The organism is Janthinobacterium sp. GW823-FHT06H09 (assembly GCF_058794735.1).
On sequence record NZ_JBXAHC010000008.1, the window covers coordinates 236,719 to 259,028 of the forward strand.

The 22,310-nt window shown below is 62.9% G+C and carries 18 protein-coding genes; 14 read left to right on the forward strand and 4 right to left on the reverse strand.

Annotation, left to right across the window (positions count from 1 at the left end):
• The first annotated feature begins 132 nt into the window (after positions 1–132).
• From AC1Q6X_RS15975 to AC1Q6X_RS16005, 7 genes are all read left to right on the forward strand, one after another.
• Complete coding sequence (locus tag AC1Q6X_RS15975) at positions 133–1,197, forward strand: YeiH family protein (protein ID WP_083293691.1); 1,065 nt, start codon at positions 133–135, stop codon at positions 1,195–1,197.
• Between the two features lie 16 nt (positions 1,198–1,213).
• Positions 1,214–2,566: a D-amino acid dehydrogenase gene (locus AC1Q6X_RS15980; protein ID WP_492497777.1), complete on the forward strand. Its 1,353-nt coding sequence runs from the start codon at positions 1,214–1,216 to the stop codon at positions 2,564–2,566.
• Positions 2,563–3,378, forward strand: a complete 816-nt coding sequence (locus AC1Q6X_RS15985; protein ID WP_492497778.1) for a thiazole synthase — start codon at positions 2,563–2,565, stop codon at positions 3,376–3,378. The genes AC1Q6X_RS15980 and AC1Q6X_RS15985 overlap by 4 nt, the downstream gene beginning before the upstream one ends.
• A 91-nt stretch (positions 3,379–3,469) precedes the next feature.
• Positions 3,470–4,480 carry a porin gene (locus AC1Q6X_RS15990; protein ID WP_492497779.1) on the forward strand — a complete coding sequence of 337 codons (1,011 nt, stop codon included), beginning with the start codon at positions 3,470–3,472 and terminating at the stop codon, positions 4,478–4,480.
• Positions 4,481–4,705: 225 nt separating this feature from the next.
• A complete protein-coding gene (gene xsc, locus AC1Q6X_RS15995) occupies positions 4,706–6,520 on the forward strand; it encodes a sulfoacetaldehyde acetyltransferase (protein ID WP_492497780.1) in 1,815 nt (604 codons plus the stop codon).
• 264 nt (positions 6,521–6,784) lie between these two features.
• Positions 6,785–7,786, forward strand: coding sequence for a phosphate acetyltransferase (pta, locus tag AC1Q6X_RS16000; RefSeq protein WP_492497781.1), 1,002 nt, complete (start codon positions 6,785–6,787; stop codon positions 7,784–7,786).
• Position 7,787: 1 nt separating this feature from the next.
• Complete coding sequence (locus AC1Q6X_RS16005) at positions 7,788–8,549, forward strand: TSUP family transporter (protein WP_492497782.1); 762 nt, start codon at positions 7,788–7,790, stop codon at positions 8,547–8,549.
• Here the strand turns inward: AC1Q6X_RS16005 and AC1Q6X_RS16010 are convergent.
• Positions 8,546–9,943, reverse strand: coding sequence for an RtcB family protein (locus AC1Q6X_RS16010; RefSeq protein WP_492497783.1), 1,398 nt, complete (start codon positions 9,941–9,943; stop codon positions 8,546–8,548). The genes AC1Q6X_RS16005 and AC1Q6X_RS16010 overlap by 4 nt on opposite strands.
• A 437-nt stretch (positions 9,944–10,380) precedes the next feature.
• On the opposite strand from AC1Q6X_RS16010, the gene AC1Q6X_RS16015 reads away from it, so the two are divergent.
• The 3 genes from AC1Q6X_RS16015 (at position 10,381) to AC1Q6X_RS16025 (ending at position 13,342) form a co-directional block, all read left to right on the forward strand.
• On the forward strand, positions 10,381–11,268 hold the full coding sequence (locus AC1Q6X_RS16015; RefSeq protein WP_492497784.1) for an RNA ligase family protein: 888 nt from the start codon (positions 10,381–10,383) through the stop codon (positions 11,266–11,268).
• Positions 11,265–12,407 carry an AAA family ATPase gene (locus tag AC1Q6X_RS16020; RefSeq protein WP_492497785.1) on the forward strand — a complete coding sequence of 381 codons (1,143 nt, stop codon included), beginning with the start codon at positions 11,265–11,267 and terminating at the stop codon, positions 12,405–12,407. Before AC1Q6X_RS16015 ends, AC1Q6X_RS16020 begins: the two co-directional genes overlap by 4 nt.
• Before the next feature lie 242 nt (positions 12,408–12,649).
• Positions 12,650–13,342: a choice-of-anchor E domain-containing protein gene (locus AC1Q6X_RS16025; protein WP_492497786.1), complete on the forward strand. Its 693-nt coding sequence runs from the start codon at positions 12,650–12,652 to the stop codon at positions 13,340–13,342.
• On the opposite strand, the gene AC1Q6X_RS16030 is transcribed toward AC1Q6X_RS16025, so the two are convergent.
• From AC1Q6X_RS16030 to AC1Q6X_RS16040, 3 genes are read right to left on the reverse strand one after another with little or no spacing between them, the layout of a single operon-like run.
• A complete protein-coding gene (locus AC1Q6X_RS16030; protein WP_492497787.1) occupies positions 13,343–15,076 on the reverse strand; it encodes a cobaltochelatase CobT-related protein in 1,734 nt (577 codons plus the stop codon).
• Entirely contained in the window at positions 15,073–16,047 is a 975-nt protein-coding gene (locus tag AC1Q6X_RS16035; protein ID WP_492497788.1) for an AAA family ATPase, read from the reverse strand. The genes AC1Q6X_RS16030 and AC1Q6X_RS16035 overlap by 4 nt, the downstream gene beginning before the upstream one ends.
• Positions 16,048–16,088: 41 nt before the next feature.
• The gene (locus AC1Q6X_RS16040) at positions 16,089–16,925 is read right to left on the reverse strand and encodes an IclR family transcriptional regulator (RefSeq protein ID WP_373632440.1); all 837 of its coding nucleotides are present in this window, start codon (positions 16,923–16,925) and stop codon (positions 16,089–16,091) included.
• A gap of 223 nt (positions 16,926–17,148) precedes the next feature.
• Here AC1Q6X_RS16040 and xsc (AC1Q6X_RS16045) point away from each other — a divergent pair, with 223 nt between their 5' ends.
• The 4 genes from xsc (AC1Q6X_RS16045) (at position 17,149) to tauA (ending at position 22,303) form a co-directional block, all read left to right on the forward strand.
• A complete protein-coding gene (gene xsc, locus AC1Q6X_RS16045; protein ID WP_492497833.1) occupies positions 17,149–18,957 on the forward strand; it encodes a sulfoacetaldehyde acetyltransferase in 1,809 nt (602 codons plus the stop codon).
• 291 nt (positions 18,958–19,248) lie between these two features.
• Positions 19,249–19,656 carry a nuclear transport factor 2 family protein gene (locus tag AC1Q6X_RS16050; RefSeq protein WP_070290384.1) on the forward strand — a complete coding sequence of 136 codons (408 nt, stop codon included), beginning with the start codon at positions 19,249–19,251 and terminating at the stop codon, positions 19,654–19,656.
• 25 nt (positions 19,657–19,681) lie between these two features.
• Positions 19,682–21,121 carry an NAD(P)/FAD-dependent oxidoreductase gene (locus tag AC1Q6X_RS16055; RefSeq protein WP_492497789.1) on the forward strand — a complete coding sequence of 480 codons (1,440 nt, stop codon included), beginning with the start codon at positions 19,682–19,684 and terminating at the stop codon, positions 21,119–21,121.
• Between the two features lie 120 nt (positions 21,122–21,241).
• Positions 21,242–22,303 (forward strand): taurine ABC transporter substrate-binding protein, encoded by a 1,062-nt coding sequence (gene tauA / locus AC1Q6X_RS16060; protein ID WP_070290386.1) that lies wholly within the window; start codon positions 21,242–21,244, stop codon positions 22,301–22,303.
• The last annotated feature ends 7 nt before the right edge of the window (positions 22,304–22,310 follow it).

A 22,310-nucleotide genomic window follows, 5' to 3' on the forward strand; every position in this document is an offset into this window, starting at 1 on the left:
CATTAAAACGTCGGTTTCCGGAACATGTGGTTTCGATTTTCGTGGAAAAGCATGGACTTCGCTAGCTCATCGTGTATTATTAAAAAACGAGATGAAATGTCCCAATTTTTAAAACATTATGAGCGGACCAGCATGAAAACTAACTCCTCAGCGATAACGCGCGTTGTCGACAAGAACATCCCCTATGTGTCTTCCGCCATCGCCATCTGGCGGCCCCGCGCCGTGCTGCGCAGCTGGCCCGGCGTGGCCATCGCGCTGGTGATCGCCCTGTCGGCCACCTTTATTTCCAGCAATTACGGCGGGCCCCAGCTGCTGTATGCGCTGTTCTTCGGCCTGGCCTTCCACTTCCTCGCGTCCGACCCCACCTGCAAGCCCGGCATCGAGTTTTGCAGCAAGGTGCTGCTGCGCACGGGCGTGGCCCTGCTGGGCGCGCGCATCACCTTCAACCAGATCGCCTCGGTCGGCGTGACGCCGTTATTGATCGTCGTGGGCGGCCTGATCGCCACCCTGGGCTTCGGCTACCTGCTGGCCAAATGGCTGAAACGTCCGATCACGGAAGGTATTTTGTCGGGCGGCTCCGTGGCCATCTGCGGCGCGTCGGCCGCGCTGGCCATCTCGGCCGTGCTGCCGCAAACCAAGGAAAACGAAAAGTTCACCCTGTTGACGGTGGTGGGCGTGACCTCGCTGTCGACCCTGGCGATGATCGTCTACCCGCTGCTGGTCAAGCTGCTGGGCTTTGACCCGACCGAGGCGGGCGTGTTCATCGGCGGCACCATCCATGACGTGGCGCAAGTGGTGGGCGCCGGCTATCTGGTGAGTAATCATACGGGCGACGTCGCCACCTTCGTGAAATTGACGCGCGTGGCCTGCCTCGTGCCCGTCGTGCTGGGCCTGTCGATCATGTTCAAGCGCAAGGATGGCAAGAGCGAAGTCGATGCGCCGCCGCTCGTGCCGTTCTTCCTGATCGGCTTTGTCTGGCTCGTCATCACCAACAGCCTGGGCCTGATCCCGCAGGAAGTGAATGGCTGGATCAACAATGCCTCGCGCGCCTGCCTCGTCATTGCGATTGCCGCCCTGGGCGTGAAAACCTCGTTCCAGTCGCTGGCCTCGCTGGGCTGGCGTCCCGTGATCATGCTGGTGATGGAGACCGTGTGGATCGCCGCCTTCGTCGCCATCGCCGTGCTGCTGACGCGTTAAGCGCATCGGGCCCGCCATGAAAGTCCTCGTTCTCGGCGCCGGCGTGGTCGGCACGGCATCGGCCTGGTACTTGCGCCAGGCGGGCCACGACGTGCGCGTGCTCGAGCGCCAGGCGGGCGCCGCGCAGGAAACCAGTTTCGGCAACGGCGGGCAGATTTCCGTCTCGCACGCGGAACCGTGGGCCAATCCCGCCACCCTGCGCAAGGTCGTGACCTGGCTGGGCAAGGACGACGCGCCGCTGCTGTTCCGTCCCCGCCTCGATCCGCTGCAATGGCAGTGGGCCTTGCACTACCTGCGCGAATGCCTGCCGTCCAGGGTGGCGCGCAATATGCGCCAGATCGTCGCCCTGGCCGAGTACAGCCGGCAGAGTTTGCAGGCATTACGGCGCGAGACGGGCATCGCCTACGACCACCTGGAACGGGGCATTTTGCATTTTTATACGGACCAGCAGGAGTTTGACAAATCGCAAGCGGGCGCCGCGCTCCTGCGCGAGCTGGGCTGTCCGCGCAATACCGTCAGCGCCGACGAAGTGATCCGGCTGGAGCCGGCCTTGCGCCATGCGCGCAGCCGCATCGTGGGCGGCGATTTTACGGCCAGCGACGAATCGGGCGACGTGCATCTGTTTACCACGGCCTTGGCTGCCCGCGCGGCGGCGGCCGGCGTGGATTTTCAGTACAGCACGACGGTGACGCGGCTGCTGGAAGATGGTGCGAATGGCGCACGCATCACGGGCGTGGAATGCATCGATGCGCAGGGGCGCCATCGCCTGGAATACGCGGACGCCGTGGTGGTGGCCATGGGCAGCTTTTCCGCACCGCTGCTGCAGCCGCTGGGCATCCGGCTGATGCTGTATCCGGGCAAAGGTTATTCCGCCACCTATCCGATCATCGACCCCGTCAGCGCACCCAGCGTATCGCTGACGGACGACGGCCATAAGCTCGTGTTTTCGCGCCTGGGATCGCGCCTGCGCGTGGCGGGCACGTGCGAGCTGAACGGCTACACGCGGGAACTCAACCCCGTGCGCTGCGCCGCGATCACGCGCCGCGTGCAAGCGCTGTTTCCCCACGCCTGCGATTACAGCGACCCCGTCTACTGGGCCGGCCTGCGCCCTCTGACACCGTCGAACGTCCCCTACATCGGCGCCACGCGCTACCGCCAGCTGTTCCTCAACACGGGCCACGGCACCCTGGGCTGGACCATGGGCTGCGGCGCGGGCAGGGCGATCGCCGAGCTCGTGTCGGGACGGCGGCCGGAAGTCGATTTTGCGTTTTGCGGAGAAACCCAAGGGAAAAGGCTGGGGTCGAACCCTCAGGGTCCGACCCCGGATTTTGCTTCTGGTTTAAATGAATTGCATAGGAGATCACGATGAGAGACGACGCCACCCCCAGCCAACCCCCCGGCGGCCTGACCCTGGCCGGCACCACCTACCAGTCGCGCCTGCTGGTGGGCACCGGTAAATACAAGGATTTCGAGGAGACGCGCCTCGCCATCGAGGAAAGCGGCGCCGAGATCGTCACCGTGACCATCCGCAGGGTGAATATCGGCCAGGAAAAGGGCGAGCCGAACCTGCTCGACTTCATTCCGCCATCGAAATACACGATCCTGCCCAACACGGGCGGCTGCTACAACGCGCGCGATGCCGTCTACACTCTGCAGCTGGCGCGCGAGCTGCTGGGCGGCCACCAGTTGTGCAAGCTGGAAGTGCTGGGCGATGAAAAGACCCTGTTCCCGAACATGCCGGAAACGTTAAAGGCGGCGGAGCAGCTGGTGCGCGACGGCTTCCAGGTGATGGTGTATTGCAGCGACGACCCCATCCAGGCGCGCATGCTGGAAGACATCGGCTGCATCGCCGTCATGCCGCTGGCGTCCCTGATCGGCTCTGGCATGGGCATTCTCAATCCATGGAACTTGTCGCTGATCATCGAGCAAGCCAAGGTGCCCGTGCTGGTCGACGCGGGCGTGGGCACGGCGTCGGACGCGGCCATCGCCATGGAACTCGGTTGCGACGGCATCTTGATGAATACCGCCATCGCGGCGGCGCGCGAGCCGATCCGCATGGCGCGCGCCATGAAACTGGCAGTGCAGGGCGGACGCGAGGCCTATCTGGCCGGACGCATGCCCCGGAGAGCGGGCGTCATGAGCGCTTCGCCCTCGTCGCCGATGGCCGGGCTGATCGCCTGAGTTGCCGCATTTACCGCATTTACCGCAGTTTGCAGCACCGTTGTTGATTCTGTTTGAAGCACCCATAAAAACCACAATACCTGGAGATGACATGAAACACACACTCGTAACGGCAGCCATCCTGGCCTCCTTCTTCGCCGGCAACGCCAGCGCCCAATCGTCCGTCACCGTGTACGGCTTGCTCGACGCGGGCTTCACGTCCGAGCACGGCGGCGCGGACGGTTCCGTCACCAAGCTGGCCACCGGCGTGCAGTCGGGCAGCCGCATTGGCTTCAAGGGCACGGAAGACCTGGGCAACAACTTGAAAGCCAATTTCCTGCTGGAAAATGGCCTCGACGTGGACACGGGCGCCAACCGCCAGGGCGCCTTGTTCGGGCGCAAGGCCTACGTGGGCCTGTCGGGCGGCTTCGGCGCCGTGAACCTGGGCTTGCAGCACAACCCGCTGTTCACCGCGCTGGACAATATCGACCCCTTCGAGACGGGCATGACGGGCGCCTCGATCAACCTGATGAGCGTGGCCAGCCTGCGCACGAAAAATTCCATCATGTACGAGACGCCCAAGGTCAAGGGCCTGTCGGCATCGATCATGTACGGTCTGGGAGAGAAGCCGGACAGCAATACGCTGGGCCGCACCATCGACTTTTCCATCGACTACGCCAACGGCCCGCTCGTGCTGACCCTGGCGCACGACAACCGCAAGGACACGCCGCTGAACACGGCGAAAGTGACCTTGCTGGGCGGCACTTACGACTTCGGCCCCGCCAAGCTGCACGCCGCCTATGAAACGGACAAGGACGATGCGGGCACGGATTTCCGCAACTACATGCTGGGCGCGTCGGCTCCCGTGGGCGCGGCGGGCAGCGTGATGGCCTCGTACATCCGCAAGGATGACCGCACGAATGCGCGCCGCGGCGGGCGCCAGCTGGCCATCGGCTACACGTATGCCTTGTCCAAGCGCACGAACCTGTACACCTCGTACGGGCGCATCAGCAACGATGGCGCTGGCACCAACTTCGTTGGCGACGCCTCCAGCGGCGGCAGCGTGCCCTTGCCTGGGCATAACTCGAGCGCCTTCACGGCCGGCATGCGCCTGAAGTTCTAAGCGCGGCAGCGCAGGTGGCGATGGCGGCTTGTCTGTTGCGGATAAGCCGCCATTGTTGTTTCAGGAATGGGCCTAAGTCATGGATTCCGGATTCAGGAATGAAACAGTCCGATTTTTCATGAATTTTCATTGACAGCGCATTTCGCAACCGTTAAATTGAACACGTATTTCAAATATCGGAACAAAATATACCGATTTTTCATAAAACCGTAAGGAGACTGAGCCATGACCGATTTGTCCGACCAAAAAGCCGCCGCCGCTGCCGTTCCAGTAGGCCCGCAAAAGATGACGCCTTCCGAAGCGTTCGTGGAAACCCTGGCCGCCAATGGCGTGACCGACATGTTCGGCATCATGGGCTCGGCCTTCATGGACCCGATGGACATCTTCGCCCCCGCCGGCATCCGGCTGATCCCCGTCGTGCACGAGCAGGGCGCCGGCCACATGGCCGACGGCTATGCCCGCGTCTCGGGCCGCCATGGCGTCGTCATTGGCCAGAACGGCCCCGGCATCAGCAATTGCGTCACCGCCATTGCCGCCGCCTACTGGGCGCACACGCCCGTCGTCATCATCACGCCGGAAACGGGCACGATGAGCATGGGCCTGGGCGGCTTCCAGGAAGCGAACCAGTTGCCGATGTTCGAGGAATTCACGAAATACCAGGGTCATGTGACCAATCCCGCCCGCATGGCGGAATTCACGGGTCGCTGCTTCGACCGCGCCATGTCGGAAATGGGGCCGACGCAATTGAACATCCCGCGCGACTATTTTTATGGCGAAATCAAGGCCGAGATCCCGAAACCGAACCGCCTGGACCGCGGCGCCGGCGGCGAGCAAAGCCTCAACGATGCGGCGGAGCTCTTGGCCAAGGCCAAGTTCCCCGTGATTATTTCCGGCGGCGGCGTCGTCATGGGCGAAGCGATCGACGAGTGCAAGGCCCTGGCCGAACGCCTCGGTGCGCCCGTCGTGAACAGCTATCTGCACAACGACTCGTTTCCCGCCAGCCACCCGCTGTGGTGCGGTCCGCTCGGCTACCAGGGTTCGAAAGCGGCGATGAAACTGATCGCCCAGGCCGACGTCGTCGTCGCTTTAGGCTCGCGCCTGGGACCGTTCGGCACCTTGCCGCAGCACGGCATGGATTACTGGCCGAAGAATGCCAAGATCATCCAGATCGATGCCGACAACAAGATGCTGGGTCTGGTCAAAAAGATTTCGGTCGGCATCTGCGGCGACGCCAAGGCGGCCGCGAAAGCGATTATTGCTCGCCTGGACGGCAAGACGCTCGACTGCGACGCCACGCGCGACGCGCGCTATGTCACCGTGCAAGCGGAGAAGGCGGCGTGGGAAGAGGAATTGACGAACTGGACCCATGAAAAAGATGCGTACAGCCTGGACATGATCGAAGAGCAGAAGAAAGAGCCGGGCAACTACCTGCACCCGCGCCAGGTCTTGCGCGAGCTGGAAAAAGCCATGCCGGAAGACGTGATGGTGTCGACCGACATCGGCAACATCAACTCGGTGGCCAATAGTTACTTGCGCTTTGAAAAGCCGCGCAGCTTCTTTGCGGCGATGAGCTTTGGCAACTGCGGTTATGCCTTCCCGACCATCATCGGCGCCAAGGTGGCCGCGCCGCACCGTCCGGCCGTGTCGTATGCGGGCGACGGCGCCTGGGGCATGAGTTTGATGGAAACGATGACCTGCGTGCGCCACAACATTCCCGTCACGGCCGTGGTGTTCCACAACCGCCAGTGGGGCGCGGAAAAGAAGAACCAGGTCGATTTCTACAACCGCCGCTTCGTTGCCGGCGAGCTCGACAACCAGAGTTTCGCGGAAATTGCGCGGGCCATGGGCGCCGAAGGCATCACGGTCGACAAGCTGGAAGACGTGGGCCCGGCGCTGAAGAAGGCGATCGACATGCAGATGAATGAAGGCAAGACAACCATCATCGAAATCATGTGCACGCGCGAGCTGGGCGACCCGTTCCGCCGCGATGCGCTGAGTAAACCAATTCGTCATCTGGATAAGTATAAAGACTACGTTTGATTTGCTGCTGGAGTGTTGGATTACGCCCGTTGGGCTAATCCAACCTACCCAACCTACGCAATGTACGCGTGGTGCTGGCGTAGGTCGGATTAGCCGGGCAAAGCCCGGCGTAATCCGACACCACCCGGGCAGTAGCCAGGCCCGGCGTCATCCGACACCACCCCGACCGATCCTTGTATGACCCCGGCTTGCCGGGTTTTATGTGCCGGAACCATCTTTATGCTTCCATGGTTCCGGCACTTTTTTTACCGAATTGGAGTCGCCATGAAAGCCCTGCACCGCATCATCGAGCAAGCCCGCGCCGTGCCGAAAAACATCGTGTTGTGCGAGGGCGGCGATGCGCGCGTGCTGCAGGCGGCCGCGCGGGCTGCCGCCGAAGGGCTGGCGCACATTACCCTCGTCGGCCAGCCGGCCGCCATCCTCGCCCTGGCGCACGAGCACGGGCTGAACCTCGATAGCGTGCGCCTGGTCGATCCGGCAACGTCCGACGAGTCGGAACACTATGCCCAGCAATTGTTTGTGCTGCGTCAAGCCAAGGGCATGACGGTGGAGCAGGCGCGCATCGCCGTGCAAGACCCGTTGTGCTACGCCAACCTGATGGTGCGCCTGGGCGACGCCGACGGCTGCGTGGCGGGGGCCGTGCACACGACGGCCGACGTGGTGCGCAGCGCCATCCAGATCATCGGCGTCGACCCGGCCTTCAAGCTCGTGTCGAGCTTTTTCCTGATGATGCTGTGCGAACCGTTCCACAGCCTGAAGGGCGGATTCATCTTTTCCGACTGCGCCCTGGTCGTCGATCCGAAGGCCGAGGAACTGGCCGACATCGCCATGGCCGCCGCCGACAGCGCGCAAGCCTTGCTGATGGAAGAACCACGGGTCGCCATGCTGTCGTTTTCCACCAGCGGCAGCGCCCATCACGCGGCCGTGGACAAGGTGCATGCGGCCACGGACCGGGTCAAGGCCCAGCGTCCGCTGCTGGCCATCGATGGCGACGTGCAACTCGACGCGGCCATCGTGGCCGAAATTTCCCAGAGGAAAGTCAAGGATTCCGTCGTCAATGGCCGCGCCAACGTGCTGGTGTTCCCGAACCTGGACGCGGGCAATATCGGCTACAAGCTGGCCGAACGCATGGGCGGCGCCGTCGCCATCGGCCCCTTGCTGCAAGGCTTGAACAAGCCGGCCAACGATTTGTCGCGCGGCTGCAGCGCCGACGACGTCTACAACGTCATTGCCGTGACGGCCGTGCAGGCCCAGGGTGGGCGCTGAGTTGTTCAGCTTGCCCGTGCTGGCGCTGTTGGGCGTGGTGGCGGCCGGCACGTATTTCCAGACCGTGACGGGCTTTGGCCTGGGCATGATCGTCATGGGCGTGGCCAGCGGCCTCGGCCTGGCGCCCGTGCCCGCGCTGGCGGCCCTCGTCAGTTTATTGTCGCTTGCCAATTGCCTCGTGGCCTTGCCGGGCGCCTTGCACCACCTGGACTGGCGCGCCATCCGCGCCGCCAGCATCGGCTTGCTGCCGGCCATGGCGGCCGGCGTCTTGCTGTTGGGATATCTGGACCAGGCGTATGCGCCCGTCCTGAAACTGTTATTGGGCGCGGCCATCGTGTATGGCGGCGTCAGCATCCTGCTGCAGGCGCCGCCGGGGCCGGGCGCGGCGGATAAACGCAGCTTTTTCATCAGCGGCGTGTGCGGCGGCCTGTTCTCGGGCCTGTTTTCGCTGGCCGGCCCGCCCCTCGTGTATCAGTTCTATCGCCAGGAAATGAGTTTGACCACCATCCGCTACAGCCTGATCTTTTTGTTTGCCATCAGCGCGGGCGGGCGCTCGCTGATGGCGGGCAGCCAGGGCCAGCTCGATGGGAAAGTGTTGTTGCTGTGTGCGCTGGCCTTGCCCGTGGGCGTGCTGGCCACCATGGTGGGCAAGCGCTACCCGCCGCCGATCGCCCAGCGCGGCATGCGCCGCATCGCGTTCGCCGTGCTGACCGCCATCGGCCTGTCGCTGATGGCGGCGGCCGCGCCGCAATTGCTGCGCTAGGCTTTAAACGTCAGCAAAGGTTTCAGCCGCGCCACCGATTGCAGCAAGCCCGCTTCCTCCTGCGCAGCGATGACGGGACCGATCTTCTTGTACGCCATCGGCGCTTCCTCGACACGGCGTTCCTCGCGCAGGGTCACGCACTGGAACGCCATCTCGTCGCCGCCCACCGTGGGCCGGATGGCGCGCATGGCTTGCCTGCGGATGCTGCGCCCCGCGCCATGCGAGCACGACCACAGCCAGTCGGGATTGCCCATGCCAGTTGCCACATAAGAATAGTCGCCCATGGAGCCGGGGATCAGCGCCAGGTCGCCTTCGCGCGCCGGCGTGGCACCCTTGCGGTGGATGTTCATGCCATGCTCGCGCAGGATGACGTTGTGCGGCACGTCCACCACCAGGCGCGATTGATCCTGCGCAAACACTTGCGACAGGCTGTCGCGCACCAGTTCGGCCAATACCATGCGGTTGACCCAGGCGTAGCGCGAAGCCACGCCCATGGCGTCCATGTATTCGCCGGCCAGTTCGCCCGTCAAGCCGTACAGGCCCGACTGCGGGTGGCGCACGCCTTTCGGCCACGCCTCTTTGGCGCGGTCCATCCAGCGGCTGCCGACAAAAAAGCCCACGTCGCGGCTGCCGCTGTGGATCATGACGACCACTTCGCCCGGCACCAGCCCGTGCCGGTACGCGGCGTGGCGGTCCATGACGGCGTCGACCAGCTGGATTTCCACGAAATGGTTGCCCGATCCCGTCGTGCCCAGGCTGGGATGGCGTATCACTTCGCGCGTGCCCACCAGCGCTGCGGGCGCATGGCGCAAGCCGCCGCCCAGTTCGCGCAGGGCGATGCAAGCGTCGAGTTCGTGCAACAGCCGCTCCTTGTCGACGCGGGGCCACAAACCATCGTCATGCAGGCTGTCGATGAACGCTGCCGGACCCACGTCGAACAGGGCGGCAAACGCCTTCGAGCGCAGCGGCACGTTGCGGCCGTCTTCCAGCAGCACATGTTTGAGCTTGGCGAGCAGCTGCGGCTTGCGCGCTTCGAACTGGGCCAGGGTCAAACCCGTCGTGATCAGGCGCATGCCGCAGGCGATGTCCGTGCCGGGGATGGCGGGGATTACCATGTCGGGGCTGGTGGCGACGATGCTGCCGACGGGCGCGATGCTGCCAGGGTGGAAGTCGGGCGTGGCGCACGCCTTGCACACATGGCCATCCTGGCCGGGCACGGCGACGGCGGCAAATTCCATCAGCTGGCGCACGGCTTTTTCCTCGAGGGGAAAGTTATGGGGCAGCAGCACGGACGCCTGGGCGTGCGGATTGCTGAGCGTATAAATACCGTCGGCATAGGCGACGGCGATGCCCTGGCGGCGCAGGGCTTTTTGTAATCTGGATAGGGGAAACACGATTCTGCTCCGGAAATAACGAATGCACGGCCCTTTTGCAAGGGTCATGTTTGTTTTCCACGCAGCAGCGACAGGAAGTGCCGCCAGCTTAGCAAATTTTGCGCAGCCTGCAAAGCGGGGGTGCGTACAAGAATGCGCACGATACGGAAGAGCCACTTGCAAAATAATCAAACAGCCTTTATATTCCCCGTTCTTTCTCGAACCTCTTCCTTATTGGAGCCAAAAGTGCCTCGCTTCTTCGCCATCACCTGCTAACGCTGACGAAATGCTCTCTGCAGCATCGTTCGGCGCGTTGACGCCCCCGATTGCTGCGGCACTGTTTTTGCTCTTTCCGCACACGTATCCGAGACCCAGGTCTTGATCGTCCACGCCCGAACACGTCGTCAGCACCCCTGACTCTGTATGGACACGCCCCGGTGAACGCGGCGTGGGACGCTATGTTTTTACAATCTTTGCCTTTATTTAAATACCCGCGCACGCCGCACCTGGAAGGCTCGCGCCTGCAGGACGGCGACGACGGCTCCGATCAGATGCCATTGAAAAAGCTGGCCGGCCAGTACGTCGTCATCGAAGAAAAAATCGATGGCGCCAACTCCGCCGTGTCGTTCAGCGATGCGGGCGAGGTGCTGCTGCAGTCGCGCGGCCACTACCTGGCGGGCGGCGGCAGCGAACGCCAGTTCAACCTGTTGAAACCGTGGGCCCATGCGCACGAGCACGCCTTGCTGCATATGCTTGAAGATCAATTTGTGCTGTTTGGCGAATGGGCTTACAGCAAGCATTCCGTTTTTTATGACCGGCTGCCCCATTATTTCAACGAGTTCGACGTGTATTGCCGCCGCAGCCAGATGTTTTTGTCGACGGCGCGCCGCCACGCCATGCTGGCCGGCTCGCCCGTGCTGTCGGTCCCCGTGCTGTATGCGGGCACCATGCCCGCGTCGCCGAAACAGCTGTGGCAGCTGCTGCGCCATTCGCTGGCCAAGTCCCGGTTGTGGCGCGACGCCTTTGAAAACGTGGTGGCGCGCGAACGCCTGCCGCTGGACCTGTGCTGGAAGCAGACGGACAAGTCCGACCACGCGGAAGGCTTGTACCTGAAAGTGGAAGACGACGAGCAAGTGCTGGCCCGTTACAAGCTGGTGCGCCATGACTTTACGCAAACCATCCTCGACAGCGGTTCGCACCACAGCGCGCGGCCATTGATCCCGAATCTGCTGGCCGACGGCGTGGACCTGTACGCGCCGCAGCCGCTCGTGACGTGGGAAAGCCTGGGCTTGCATACCTGCAGCTCGCTCGACGAGCTGGCAGCTTACTCAAGGAGTACACAATGATGAACTGGAAAACCCTGCAGCAACTGGTGCCGCCAGCGGGCCAGTCGCCCGATTTCAGCGCCTGCCTGGCCGCTTTCCCGCAGCTGGAACTGGCGAAGACGACGCCGCAAAACCCCGTGTACCACGCGGAAGGCGATGTGTGGACGCATACCATGATGGTGGTGGAATCGCTGCTGGGCATGCCTGAATATCAGCAAGCCACGCGGGCGGAACAGGAAATCGTGTTCCTCGCCGCCTTGTTGCACGACGTGGCCAAGTGCAGCACCACGGTGATCGACCCGGTGACGGGCGCCATCGGCCAGCCTGGCCATTCGCGCAAGGGCGCCCTTGATGCGCGCATTGCCTTGTGGGACTATGACGTGCCGTTTGCCGTGCGCGAGGAAATCTGCCACCTGATCAATGTGCACCAGGTGCCGTTCTTTGCGCTGGAGCAATCGCGGCGCGGCGTGACGCCGGAATTTACCGTGCGCGAACTGTCGTGGCAGGTCGATATCCGCCTGCTGGCCATGCTGGCCGAGGCCGATATCCGCGGCCGCATCTGCCCCGACCCGCAGCGCATCCTCGACGCCATCGAGCTGTTCCGAGAACTGGCGCGCGAGGAGGGCTGCTATGGTCAGCGCAGGGTCTTCGTCGACGACCACACACGCGTCAAATACTTTCGCGGCGCCGAGGCGCATCCCGATTATCCGCTGTTCCAGGAGCCGGGTTCGCACGTGATCGTCATGTCGGGTTTGCCCGCATCGGGCAAGAACACGTGGGTGGACAAGCACCATCCGCGCCTGCCCGTCGTGTCGTTTGACGATGCGCGGACGGCCTTGGGCTTAAAGCACGGCAAGAATGAGGGGCAGGTGGGCGACTATGCGGAAGAGCGGGCGCGCGAACTGCTGCGCAAGCACGAACCGTTCGTGTGGAACGCCACGCATCTGTCCAGGCTGATGCGCGAGAAGACGCTCAACCTGCTGTATAAATACCATGCGCAGGTGGAGCTCGTGTACCTGGAGCAGCCGCGCAAGGAGCTGCTGCGGCGCAACGGCCAGCGCGACACATCGCTCAGCAACAAGAAGCTGCAAGCGATGCTGTGGAACTGGGAAATTCCGCTGCCGATGGAGGCGCATGCCGTGCGTTACTGCGTCGATTGAGGCGCCCGCCAATGTGTCGCGCTGCGTTCGTCCCGTTTTGCGATAGTTGCATGAGCAATCAAAATGTTAATGGTTATTTTTAAAATTGCAACAAACTGAGTATATTGTGACTCTTTCATTTATTACAATGAATTGTCTGGTTAGCTGAATGGCCGGGCTGTGGCGCGAGGGACTTCCCTCGCGCTTCCTGCGTGAATCACTGCGTGATCCACTCTTCCTCATTGAATGAACAGGAGTCATCGATGCAAAAATCTCTCATCGCACTGGCCGCAGCCGCCGTGCTAAGCCTTGGCGCCGCATCTTCCGCGCAGGCGGCCACCCAGACCATCAGCTTCAGCGCCGACCGCGCCCTGGGCGCCACTAACTGGTCAGACACCCTGGGCCTGGGCAAGTTCGACAGCAACCTGGGCACCCTGACGTCGATCAAATTCCATCTGGAAGGCGCCGTGCAGGGCAGCGGCCGGACGGAAAGTCTGGACGCCAGCGCGTCGAATGTGACCCTGAGCCTGGCCTCGCTGCTGACCTTGTACCGTCCCGACAACTCCACCTTGCTGGTGGCCAATCCGCTGTTCACGCAGACATTCGCCCTGAGCGCCTTTGATGGCAGCATCGATTTTGCCGGCACCTCGGGCGCCAGCACGGGCCTGCGCTCGAGCACGGGCTCGAATGGCTACACGAGCGCCAGCGCCAGCGACTTCGCCCTGTTTTCCTCGGCGGGCGGCGGTTTGATTTACCTGGGCTTGAATGCCATCGGTTCCTCGACGGGCAGCGGCGCGGGCAATTTGCTGACGCAGTTCCAGACGGCCGCTTCCGGCCGCGTGGCCGTGACGTATGAATACGTGAGCGCCGTGCCGGAACCGGAAACGTATGTGATGCTGCTGACGGGGCTGGCGCTGGCCGGCGTGATGATGCGCCGCCGCAAGCCCCGCGCCTGATCAGCGCCGGCTGCGCCCGGCAATCAGCTGGGCGATCTCGCTGAACAGCTCATTGTTCAGCGAGGCGGGCAGGGTGGTGGCCAAGCTGCGGCTGTAGTAGGCGCCCAGGTCCAGGCCCAGGCCCAGCCCGCAAATTTCCACGGCGCCCTGCGCTTCGCGGCGCGCCACCACCTGTTTCAGATGTTGCGCCAGGTAAAACTCGTCGTTGGCCAGATTCGTGGCCGTATCCATCGGGCAACCATCTGACACGACGAGCAGGATGCGTCGCCGCTCCGGCCGCGCCAGCATGCGGTTGCACGCCCAGTCCACAGCTTCGCCATCGACGCCTTCGCGGTACAGGTCCGCCTTCAGCAGGGCGGCGATATCGGGCCGCGCGCGGCGCCAGTTCGTCTCGCCATCCTTGAACACCATGTGTACGAGTTCGTTCAAGCGGCCCGGGTTGGCGGGCGAGCGGGCGCGCATCCAGTCGCGCTTGACGCGGCCCCCGTTCCACGCGCCCGTCGTAAAGCCCAGCAATTCCGTCGTGATGCCCGCCTGATCCAGTGCGCGCAGCAATATGTCCAGCAGCACGGCCACGGATTCCGCATGCGTCTTCATGGAACCGGAGCAATCGACGAGAAAGGTGACGAGGCAATCAGCCTGGGGCAGGAATTGTTCCTTGCGGAACAAGCGGCGCTCGGAGGGCGAGCTGATCAGCTGCGCCAGGCGCCGGCCATCGATATAACCTTCTTCCTCGCCGAACGACCAGCCGTCGCGCTGGGGCACGGCCAGCAATTGCGTGAAGCGTCGGGCCAGGCGCGCCGTGTTGATGCCCAGGCTGGCGATGCGCGCATCCATGCGTTCGCGGTACTCGAGCAGCAGGGCGCGGCGCACGAGCTCGCCCGCCTTGTCTTCGCGGTCGTAGGCCGTGGAGTACGCCTTGTAGCCGCCAGCGCCATCGCTGAAGGCGCGGCTCTCGCCCAGCGGGGCGGCGTCTGGCACATTGTCGTTATCGCTGTCGAAATCGAGCAGCAGCTTGAACGCGGCCCGCGCCTTGGCGTCGCCCCCGTCGTCCTGGTCTCCCTCGCGCGCCGCTTGCGCCTCTTTCAGCATGGCGTCGACGGCATGGGCGATGGCCAGTGCGTGGCGGGCAAAGGGAAGCTGGTCGGCGCGGTGGCGGCGCAAGCCCGCCAGGTCGCCGCTCAGTTGCGAGGAAACGGACCAGCGCGTCGCTTCGATGAAATCTTCCGTCTTTTCCAGCACGGGCCGGGCCGTCAGGCGCGACCAGCACATCTGGAACACTGTATACAAGAGCAAGCCCGATGCGCCTTCGGCCAGGCCGGAATCGTAGAACGCGTGCGACCATACCGTAAAACGGTGGCGCAGGTTGGCGATGACGCCGGCATGTTGATCTGGCGCCAGCGTTTCCACGCGCAGTTGCTCCAGCAGCTCGAAGACGAGCCGCGCCACGGGCTCGGGCGGGCACAGCGACTTGTGCAGGGCCGCATCCGTGTGCAGCAGGCGCAGGGCCACGCTGTCGGCCGCGCCGCGCAGCGAGGGCAAATCCTGCAGCGCCGCATCGGGCTGCAGATGCGCCGCGTGGATGGGCAGGGGGCGGTGGCCGTCGTGCAGGCGCCGTCCCCGGTAGCGTATCGCCGCTAGGCCGCTGAGCGCCCGGATGGCGCCTGCGCACAGTTCATCCGTTTCCTGCTGCTCGCGCGTGTAGGCGGCGGGCGCCGTCGCTTCGGCCTTCATGGCGCCGTCGCCAGCAATTCCTCGTTGAAACAGCGCTGGTAATACTCGGCGACCATGGGCCGCTCGGCCTCGTCGCATTTGTTGAGGAAGGACAGGCGGAAGGCCAGGGCCGGATCGCGGAAGATCTGGCAGTTTTCCGCCCAGGTGATTACCGTGCGCGGCGACATCAGGCACGCGAGGTCGCCCGCCGCATAGCCGTGGCGCGTGAGGCTGGCCACGGCCACCATGCGGCTTGCCAGCTGGCGGCCCGCGTCGTCATTCATGGCGGGGACACGCGCCAGCACGATGTCCGTTTCTTCGTCCTGCGGCAAATAGTTCAATGTGGCAACGATGTTCCAGCGGTCGATCTGCGCGTGATTGAGCACTTGCGTGCCGTGGTACATGCCGTTCAGGTTGCCCAGGCCCACCGTGTTCGAGGTGGCGAACAGGCGGAAGTGGGGGTGCGGCGTGACGACCCGGTTCTGGTCGAGCAAAGTAAACTTGCCGTCGCGCTCGAGGATGCGCTGGATGACGAACATCACGTCGGGGCGGCCCGCGTCGTACTCGTCGAAAATCAGGGCCACGGGCCGTTGCAGCGACCAGGGCACGATGCCTTCCTGGAATTCCGTCACCTGCTGCTGTTCGCGCAGCACGATGGCGTCCTTGCCGACCAGATCCAGGCGGCTGATGTGGCCGTCGAGGTTGACGCGCACGCAGGGCCAGTTCAGGCGCGCCGCCACCTGCTCGATATGCGTGGATTTGCCCGTGCCGTGCAAGCCCTGCACCATCACGCGGCGGTTATGCGTGAAACCGGCGAGTATCGCCAGGGTCACGTCCTTGTTGAAGCGGTAGGCGGGATCGATGTCGGGCACGTGCGGGTCGCGTTCCGTGAAGACGGGCACGAGCAAGTCGCTGTCGATATGGAACAGGCTGCGCACGGACTGCAAGGTTTGCGCTGCGGCGGCGGGGGGATGTTGGCGTGAATCTGGCACCTTGTTCTCCTGGTCAAGCCGCAGCATGGGTGCCGCAGCGGTTATGAATTACCTGTCTGCAATGCGTCGTCGTCCCCGCCCGTCGTCGGCATGGTTTCCGATTCGATGGCGGCCAGGGCTTGCGCGGCGCGTTGCAATGCTGGCAAGAAATGTAAAGCCTTGTCGTGCGTCAAACGGATGATGGGAGCCTGGATCGCCACGGCCAGGTTCGAGCGGCCGTTCGGGTTCGGCACCAGCACGGCCACGCACAGCAGGCCGGGCAGGAATTCCTCGTCGTCCAGCGCATAGCCGTTGCGGCGCACCAGTTCCAGTTCGCGCTCGAGCTTGACGGGGTCCGTTTCCGTCTTGTCCGTAAAGCGCGTCAATTCCATGTGGCCCAGCAGGCGGCGCCGCTGCACGGGCGTCATTTGCGCCAGGAACAGCTTGCCGCTCGACGAGCAGTGTGCCGGCACCCGCGAACCGGGATGCAGGTAGAAGCGCAGCGGCGCCGCCGTTTCCACGCGGTCCAGGTACACCACTTCGCTGCCGCTGAAGGCCGTCAGGTTGCAGCTTTCGCCCACTTCCTCGACCAGCTGGCGCAAGACCATGCGGCGGGCGCCATGGAAAGTGTTGTTAATCAAGAGGTTAGACGCCAGGCGGCGCAGGCGCACGCCCGTGCTGTAGTGGCGGCCGTCGCTTTCGCGCTGCAGCACGCCCACGCTTTCCAGCTGTTGCAGCATGCGGTGCAGGGTGGGTTTCGGCAGCCCCGTTTCTTCCACCAGTGCTTGCAGCGACAGCAACTGGTCTTTTTCGGCAATCACTTCCAGCAAGGCAAACAAACGCATCGTGGGCGTGTCGCCTTCCAGTTTTTCCGGCTCAAGTTTTGGGGATGAAATCATGTCCATGGTGGCCTCGGTTGGGTATCTGAGTGTTACATCAGCTTATTTCATTTTCGAACTCAAATTGTACCGTTTCCTCGAAATTCTGTTTGACTTTTGATTGCCGAACGCTTAAATTGAATTGTATATCAAATTTCGGAACAAAATATACCGTTTTTTGATAAATATGTTGATAAATACGCTGCAGTTCATTACCACAGACCAGGAGACACCCATGAATGACATGACCGAGCAAAAAGCCGCCGCCGCAGCGGCCACCCCCACCGGCCCGCAAAAGATGACGCCTTCCGAAGCGTTCGTGGAAACCCTGGCCGCCAATGGCGTGACCGACATGTTCGGCATCATGGGCTCGGCCTTCATGGACCCGATGGATATCTTCGCCCCCGCCGGCATCCGTTTGATCCCCGTCGTGCACGAGCAGGGCGCCGGCCACATGGCTGACGGCTATGCCCGCGTCTCGGGCCGCCATGGCGTCGTCATCGGCCAGAACGGCCCCGGCATCAGCAATTGCGTCACGGCGATTGCCGCCGCCTACTGGGCGCACACGCCCGTCGTGATCATTACCCCGGAGACGGGCACGATGAGCATGGGCCTGGGCGGCTTCCAGGAAGCGAACCAGTTGCCGATGTTCGAGGAATTTACGAAATATCAGGGTCATGTGACCAATCCGGCCCGCATGGCCGAGTTCACGGGCCGTTGCTTCGACCGCGCCATGTCGGAAATGGGTCCGACGCAACTGAACATCCCGCGCGACTATTTTTATGGCGAAATCAAGGCCGAGATCCCGAAACCGAACCGCCTGGACCGCGGCGCCGGCGGCGAGCAAAGCCTGAACGATGCGGCGGAGCTCTTGGCCAAGGCCAAGTTCCCCGTGATCATCTCGGGCGGCGGCGTCGTCATGGGCGAAGCGATCGAGGAGTGCAAGGCCCTGGCCGAGCGCCTCGGTGCGCCCGTCGTGAACAGCTATCTGCATAACGACTCGTTCCCTGCCAGCCACCCGCTGTGGTGCGGTCCGCTTGGCTACCAGGGTTCCAAGGCGGCGATGAAACTGATCGCCCAGGCCGACGTCGTCGTCGCTTTAGGCTCGCGCCTGGGACCGTTCGGCACCTTGCCGCAGCACGGCATGGATTACTGGCCGAAAAACGCCAAGATCATCCAGATCGACGCCGACAACAAGATGCTGGGCCTGGTGAAGAAGATTTCGGTCGGTATCTGCGGCGACGCCAAGGCGGCCGCGAAAGCGATTATTGCTCGCCTGGACGGCAAGACGCTCGACTGCGACGCCACGCGCGACGCGCGCTATGTCACCGTGCAAGCGGAGAAGGCGGCGTGGGAAGAGGAATTGACGAACTGGACCCATGAAAAAGATGCGTACAGCCTGGACATGATCGAAGAGCAGAAGAAAGAGCCGGGCAACTACCTGCACCCGCGCCAGGTCTTGCGCGAGCTGGAAAAAGCCATGCCGGAAGACGTGATGGTGTCGACCGACATCGGCAACATCAACTCGGTGGCCAATAGTTACTTGCGCTTCGAAAAGCCGCGCAGCTTCTTTGCGGCGATGAGCTTTGGCAACTGCGGTTATGCCTTCCCGACCATCATCGGCGCCAAGGTGGCCGCGCCGCACCGTCCGGCCGTGTCGTATGCGGGCGACGGCGCCTGGGGCATGAGTTTGATGGAAACGATGACCTGCGTGCGCCACAACATTCCCGTCACGGCCGTGGTGTTCCACAACCGCCAGTGGGGCGCGGAAAAGAAGAACCAGGTCGATTTCTACAACCGCCGCTTCGTTGCCGGCGAGCTCGACAACCAGAGTTTCGCGGAAATTGCGCGGGCCATGGGCGCCGAAGGCATCACGGTCGACAAGCTGGAAGACGTGGGCCCGGCCCTGAAGAAGGCGATCGACATGCAGATGAATGAAGGCAAGACAACCATCATCGAAATCATGTGCACGCGCGAGCTGGGCGACCCGTTCCGCCGCGATGCGCTGAGTAAACCAATTCGTCATCTGGATAAGTATAAAGACTACGTTTGATGTAACGGGTGTTGTTGGATTACGCCTTTCAGGCTAATCCAACCTACGCAACCTGCCCAACCTACGCGACTGTGTAGGTCGGATTAGCCGGGCGAAGCCCGGCGTAATCCGACAAAGCGTTGTGACCAAATTCTCACAGATTGTCACGAAAACATCATAAATTTCAATAAAGAAGACGAAGCGTCCCGGTAATTGAATTATTTGATTTGACAAGGCCATGCTTAAGGCTTAAATTCAATAAAAGACAAAAAACGGAACGTAGCGTATCAAAAACGATTTACGGAGACCACCATGAACCACCCTGTACCGCACACCGACGCCGTCACCATCGACTTTCTGCAAGCCTTCGGCGATGCCTGGAACCGCCACGATATCGAGGCCCTGATGGCCGCCATGGCCGACGACTGCGAATTCCACGCCGTGGCCGGCCCTGACTTGCTGGGCAAGAGTTTTGTCGGCCGCGACGCCGTGCGCGCCGGTTTCGAGCTGGCCTGGCAAACCTTTCCCGACGCCGCCTGGCTCAACCCGGAGCACTTCGTCAGCGGCCAGCGCGGCGTGACGGAATCGACCTTTGCCGGCACCAAGGCGGACGGCACGCGCATCGAGGCGCGCATGGTCGACATTTTTACTTTCCGCGACGGCAAGATCGCCGTGAAGAACGCCTTCCGCAAGGATCGCCCACCCGTCGTCAAAGCTTAAGCCAGTACGTTCACCGGGAATGATCATGAACAAACCTGTCGACACTCCATCTGACGTACTGGGCAGCAGCACCGCCGCCCGCACGCCCTACGATCCCGCTTTCGATCCGCTGGTGACCCAGCGCCCCGGCCACGGCAATGCCTACGCGCCCACTTACTGGATCGGCACGGCCGGCGAGCCGCCCGCCGACGACGGCCCCATCACGCATGACATCGACGTCGACGTGGCCATCATCGGCTCGGGTTTTACCGGTCTCTCCTGCGCCATCTTCCTGGCCCAGGAACACGGCATCAAGGCTACCGTGCTGGAAGCGAACCGGGTCAGCTGGGGCTGCAGCACGCGCAACGGCGGCCAGGCGCAATGCACGACGGGCCGCCTGAAGCGCTCGCAGTGGATCGCCCGTTACGGCATGGACACGGCCCTCAAATTGCACACGGAAGTGTGCGACGCGATGGAAACCTTCAAGAAGATCACGGCCGACATCGATTGCGACCCGCAGCCGGGCGGCCACCTGTACATCGCCCACAAAGCGAAAGCCATGCCCGCGCTGGAAAAAGAGGCCAAGGTCATGCGCGAGATCTTCAAGTACGACGCGCGCATCCTCGACGCCGACACCGTCAAGCGCGAATTCGTCGACGACAAGGAAGCGGCCGGCGCGCTGCACGAACCGGAAGGCATCGGCATCCACGCGGGCAAGCTGGCCTTCGGCTACCTGCGCAAGGCGCGCGCGCTGGGCGCCAAGGTGCATCCGTCCAGCCCTGTGATGGGCTGGGAAACGCGCAACGGCGTGCATTACCTGCAAACGCCGGGCGGCGTGGTGCGGGCCCGCTCTGTGGCCGTGGCCACGGGCGGCTACACCTCGCCCCACCTGCATGCGCAAGTGAAAAACCGGCTACTGCCGATCCTGTCGAATTCCATCGTCACGCGCCCGTTGACCCCGGCGGAAATCGAGGCGTGCAACTTCCGCACCCACCAGGTGATCACGGATACGCGCATCCTGCGCCACTACTACCGCTTGATGCCGGACAACCGCGTGCAGATCGGCAGCCGCAGCGCCATCACGGGCGCCGACGCGCCGGACGACAGATATAAACAGTTTTTGATCAACGATCTGCACCGCAAGTTCCCCGCGCTGACCGGTATTCCCATCGATTACTCATGGTGGGGCTGGGTCGACGTCAGCCACGACATGATGCCGCGCATCGTGCAACCCGACCCCAAGCAATCGATTTTCTATTCGCTCGGTTACGGCGGCAACGGCGTCATGTACTCGGCGCAGGCGGGTCGGCGCATGGCCGAACGCATCGCGGGCAAGGCCAGCGACACGGGCTTGCCGATCTTCAATTCGAAATTGCCGTACCCGAACATGATGGAACTGGTCGAGTCGCAAGCGTTCGCCCCGTTCCGCCGCCTGGGCCAGCGCTTCCTGTACCGCTGGTATCACTTGAAGGATGAAGTGTTTTAAATAGTAATCGCAGTAGCCGTACTAAGCCGCCGTATGGTTGACAAAGAGCAACCAGCGGCGCCTCCCGCAAGGGATGAGATTGCCCGAACGTTCACACATAACAATAACTTGGAGTGAGACATGAACACATACACGAGCAAAAACGCGAGCAAAACGGTTTTTTCAACGCTGCGCCGCGCCGTTCTCGGCACCCTGGTGCTGGGCGTGGCGGTCGCATCAAGCGGCACGGCCTTCGCGCAGGGCAAGGAAGTGACGATTGCCTATCAGGAAATCAACGGCCCCTTCCTGGTGGCGATCGCCAGCGGCGAAGTGGAAAAGACCACCGGCTATAAAATCAACTGGCGCAAGTTCGATTCGGGCGCCAAGGTAGCCACGGGCATGGCCTCCGGCGACGTGCAGATCGGCGTCATCGGTTCCAGCCCGTTGACGGCGGCCGTCAGCCGCGGCGTCGACCTGCAGCTGTTCTGGATCATCGACGACATCAATGAAGCCGAAGCGATGGTGGCCCGCAATGGCGCCGGCATCAGCAAACCGACCGACTTGCGCGGCAAGAAGATCGCCGTGCCGTTTGTTTCCACCACACACTTCCACACCATGTTCGCGCTGGAAACGTGGGGTATCAAGCCCACGGAAGTGAAATTGCTCAACATGCAGCCGAATCAGATCGCCGCCGCCTGGGAACGGGGCGACATCGATGCCGCCTTCGTGTGGGACCCGGCCTTGAGCAAACTCAAGCAAAACGGCAAGGTGCTCGTCACTTCCGGCGAACTGAGCAAGAAGGGCAAGGCCACGTTCGACGGCATGGCCGTCGAGCGCGCCTGGGGCGAGGCGAACGCCGACTTCATGGCCAAGTTCGTCAAGGTGATGGCTGCTGCCGACGCCGACTACCGCGCCAATCCGAAGGCGTGGACCATCGATTCCCCGCAAGTCAAAGCCAACGTCAAGCATTCGGGCGCGGCTGCCAAGGACGTGGCCGCTTCCGTGGCCCTGTACGCCTATCCATCCTTGCAGGAGCAGGCCTCGCCGGCCTGGCTCGGTGGCGGCGCGAAGGGCGGCGTGGCGCAAGCCTTGCTGGCCACGGCGCAATTCCTGAAAGCTGAAGGCAAGATCGACAGCCTGGCTCCCGATTACGCCAAATATGTGACACCCAGGTATGCACAGGCCGCCGGCCTGCTGAAGTAAACGTTGT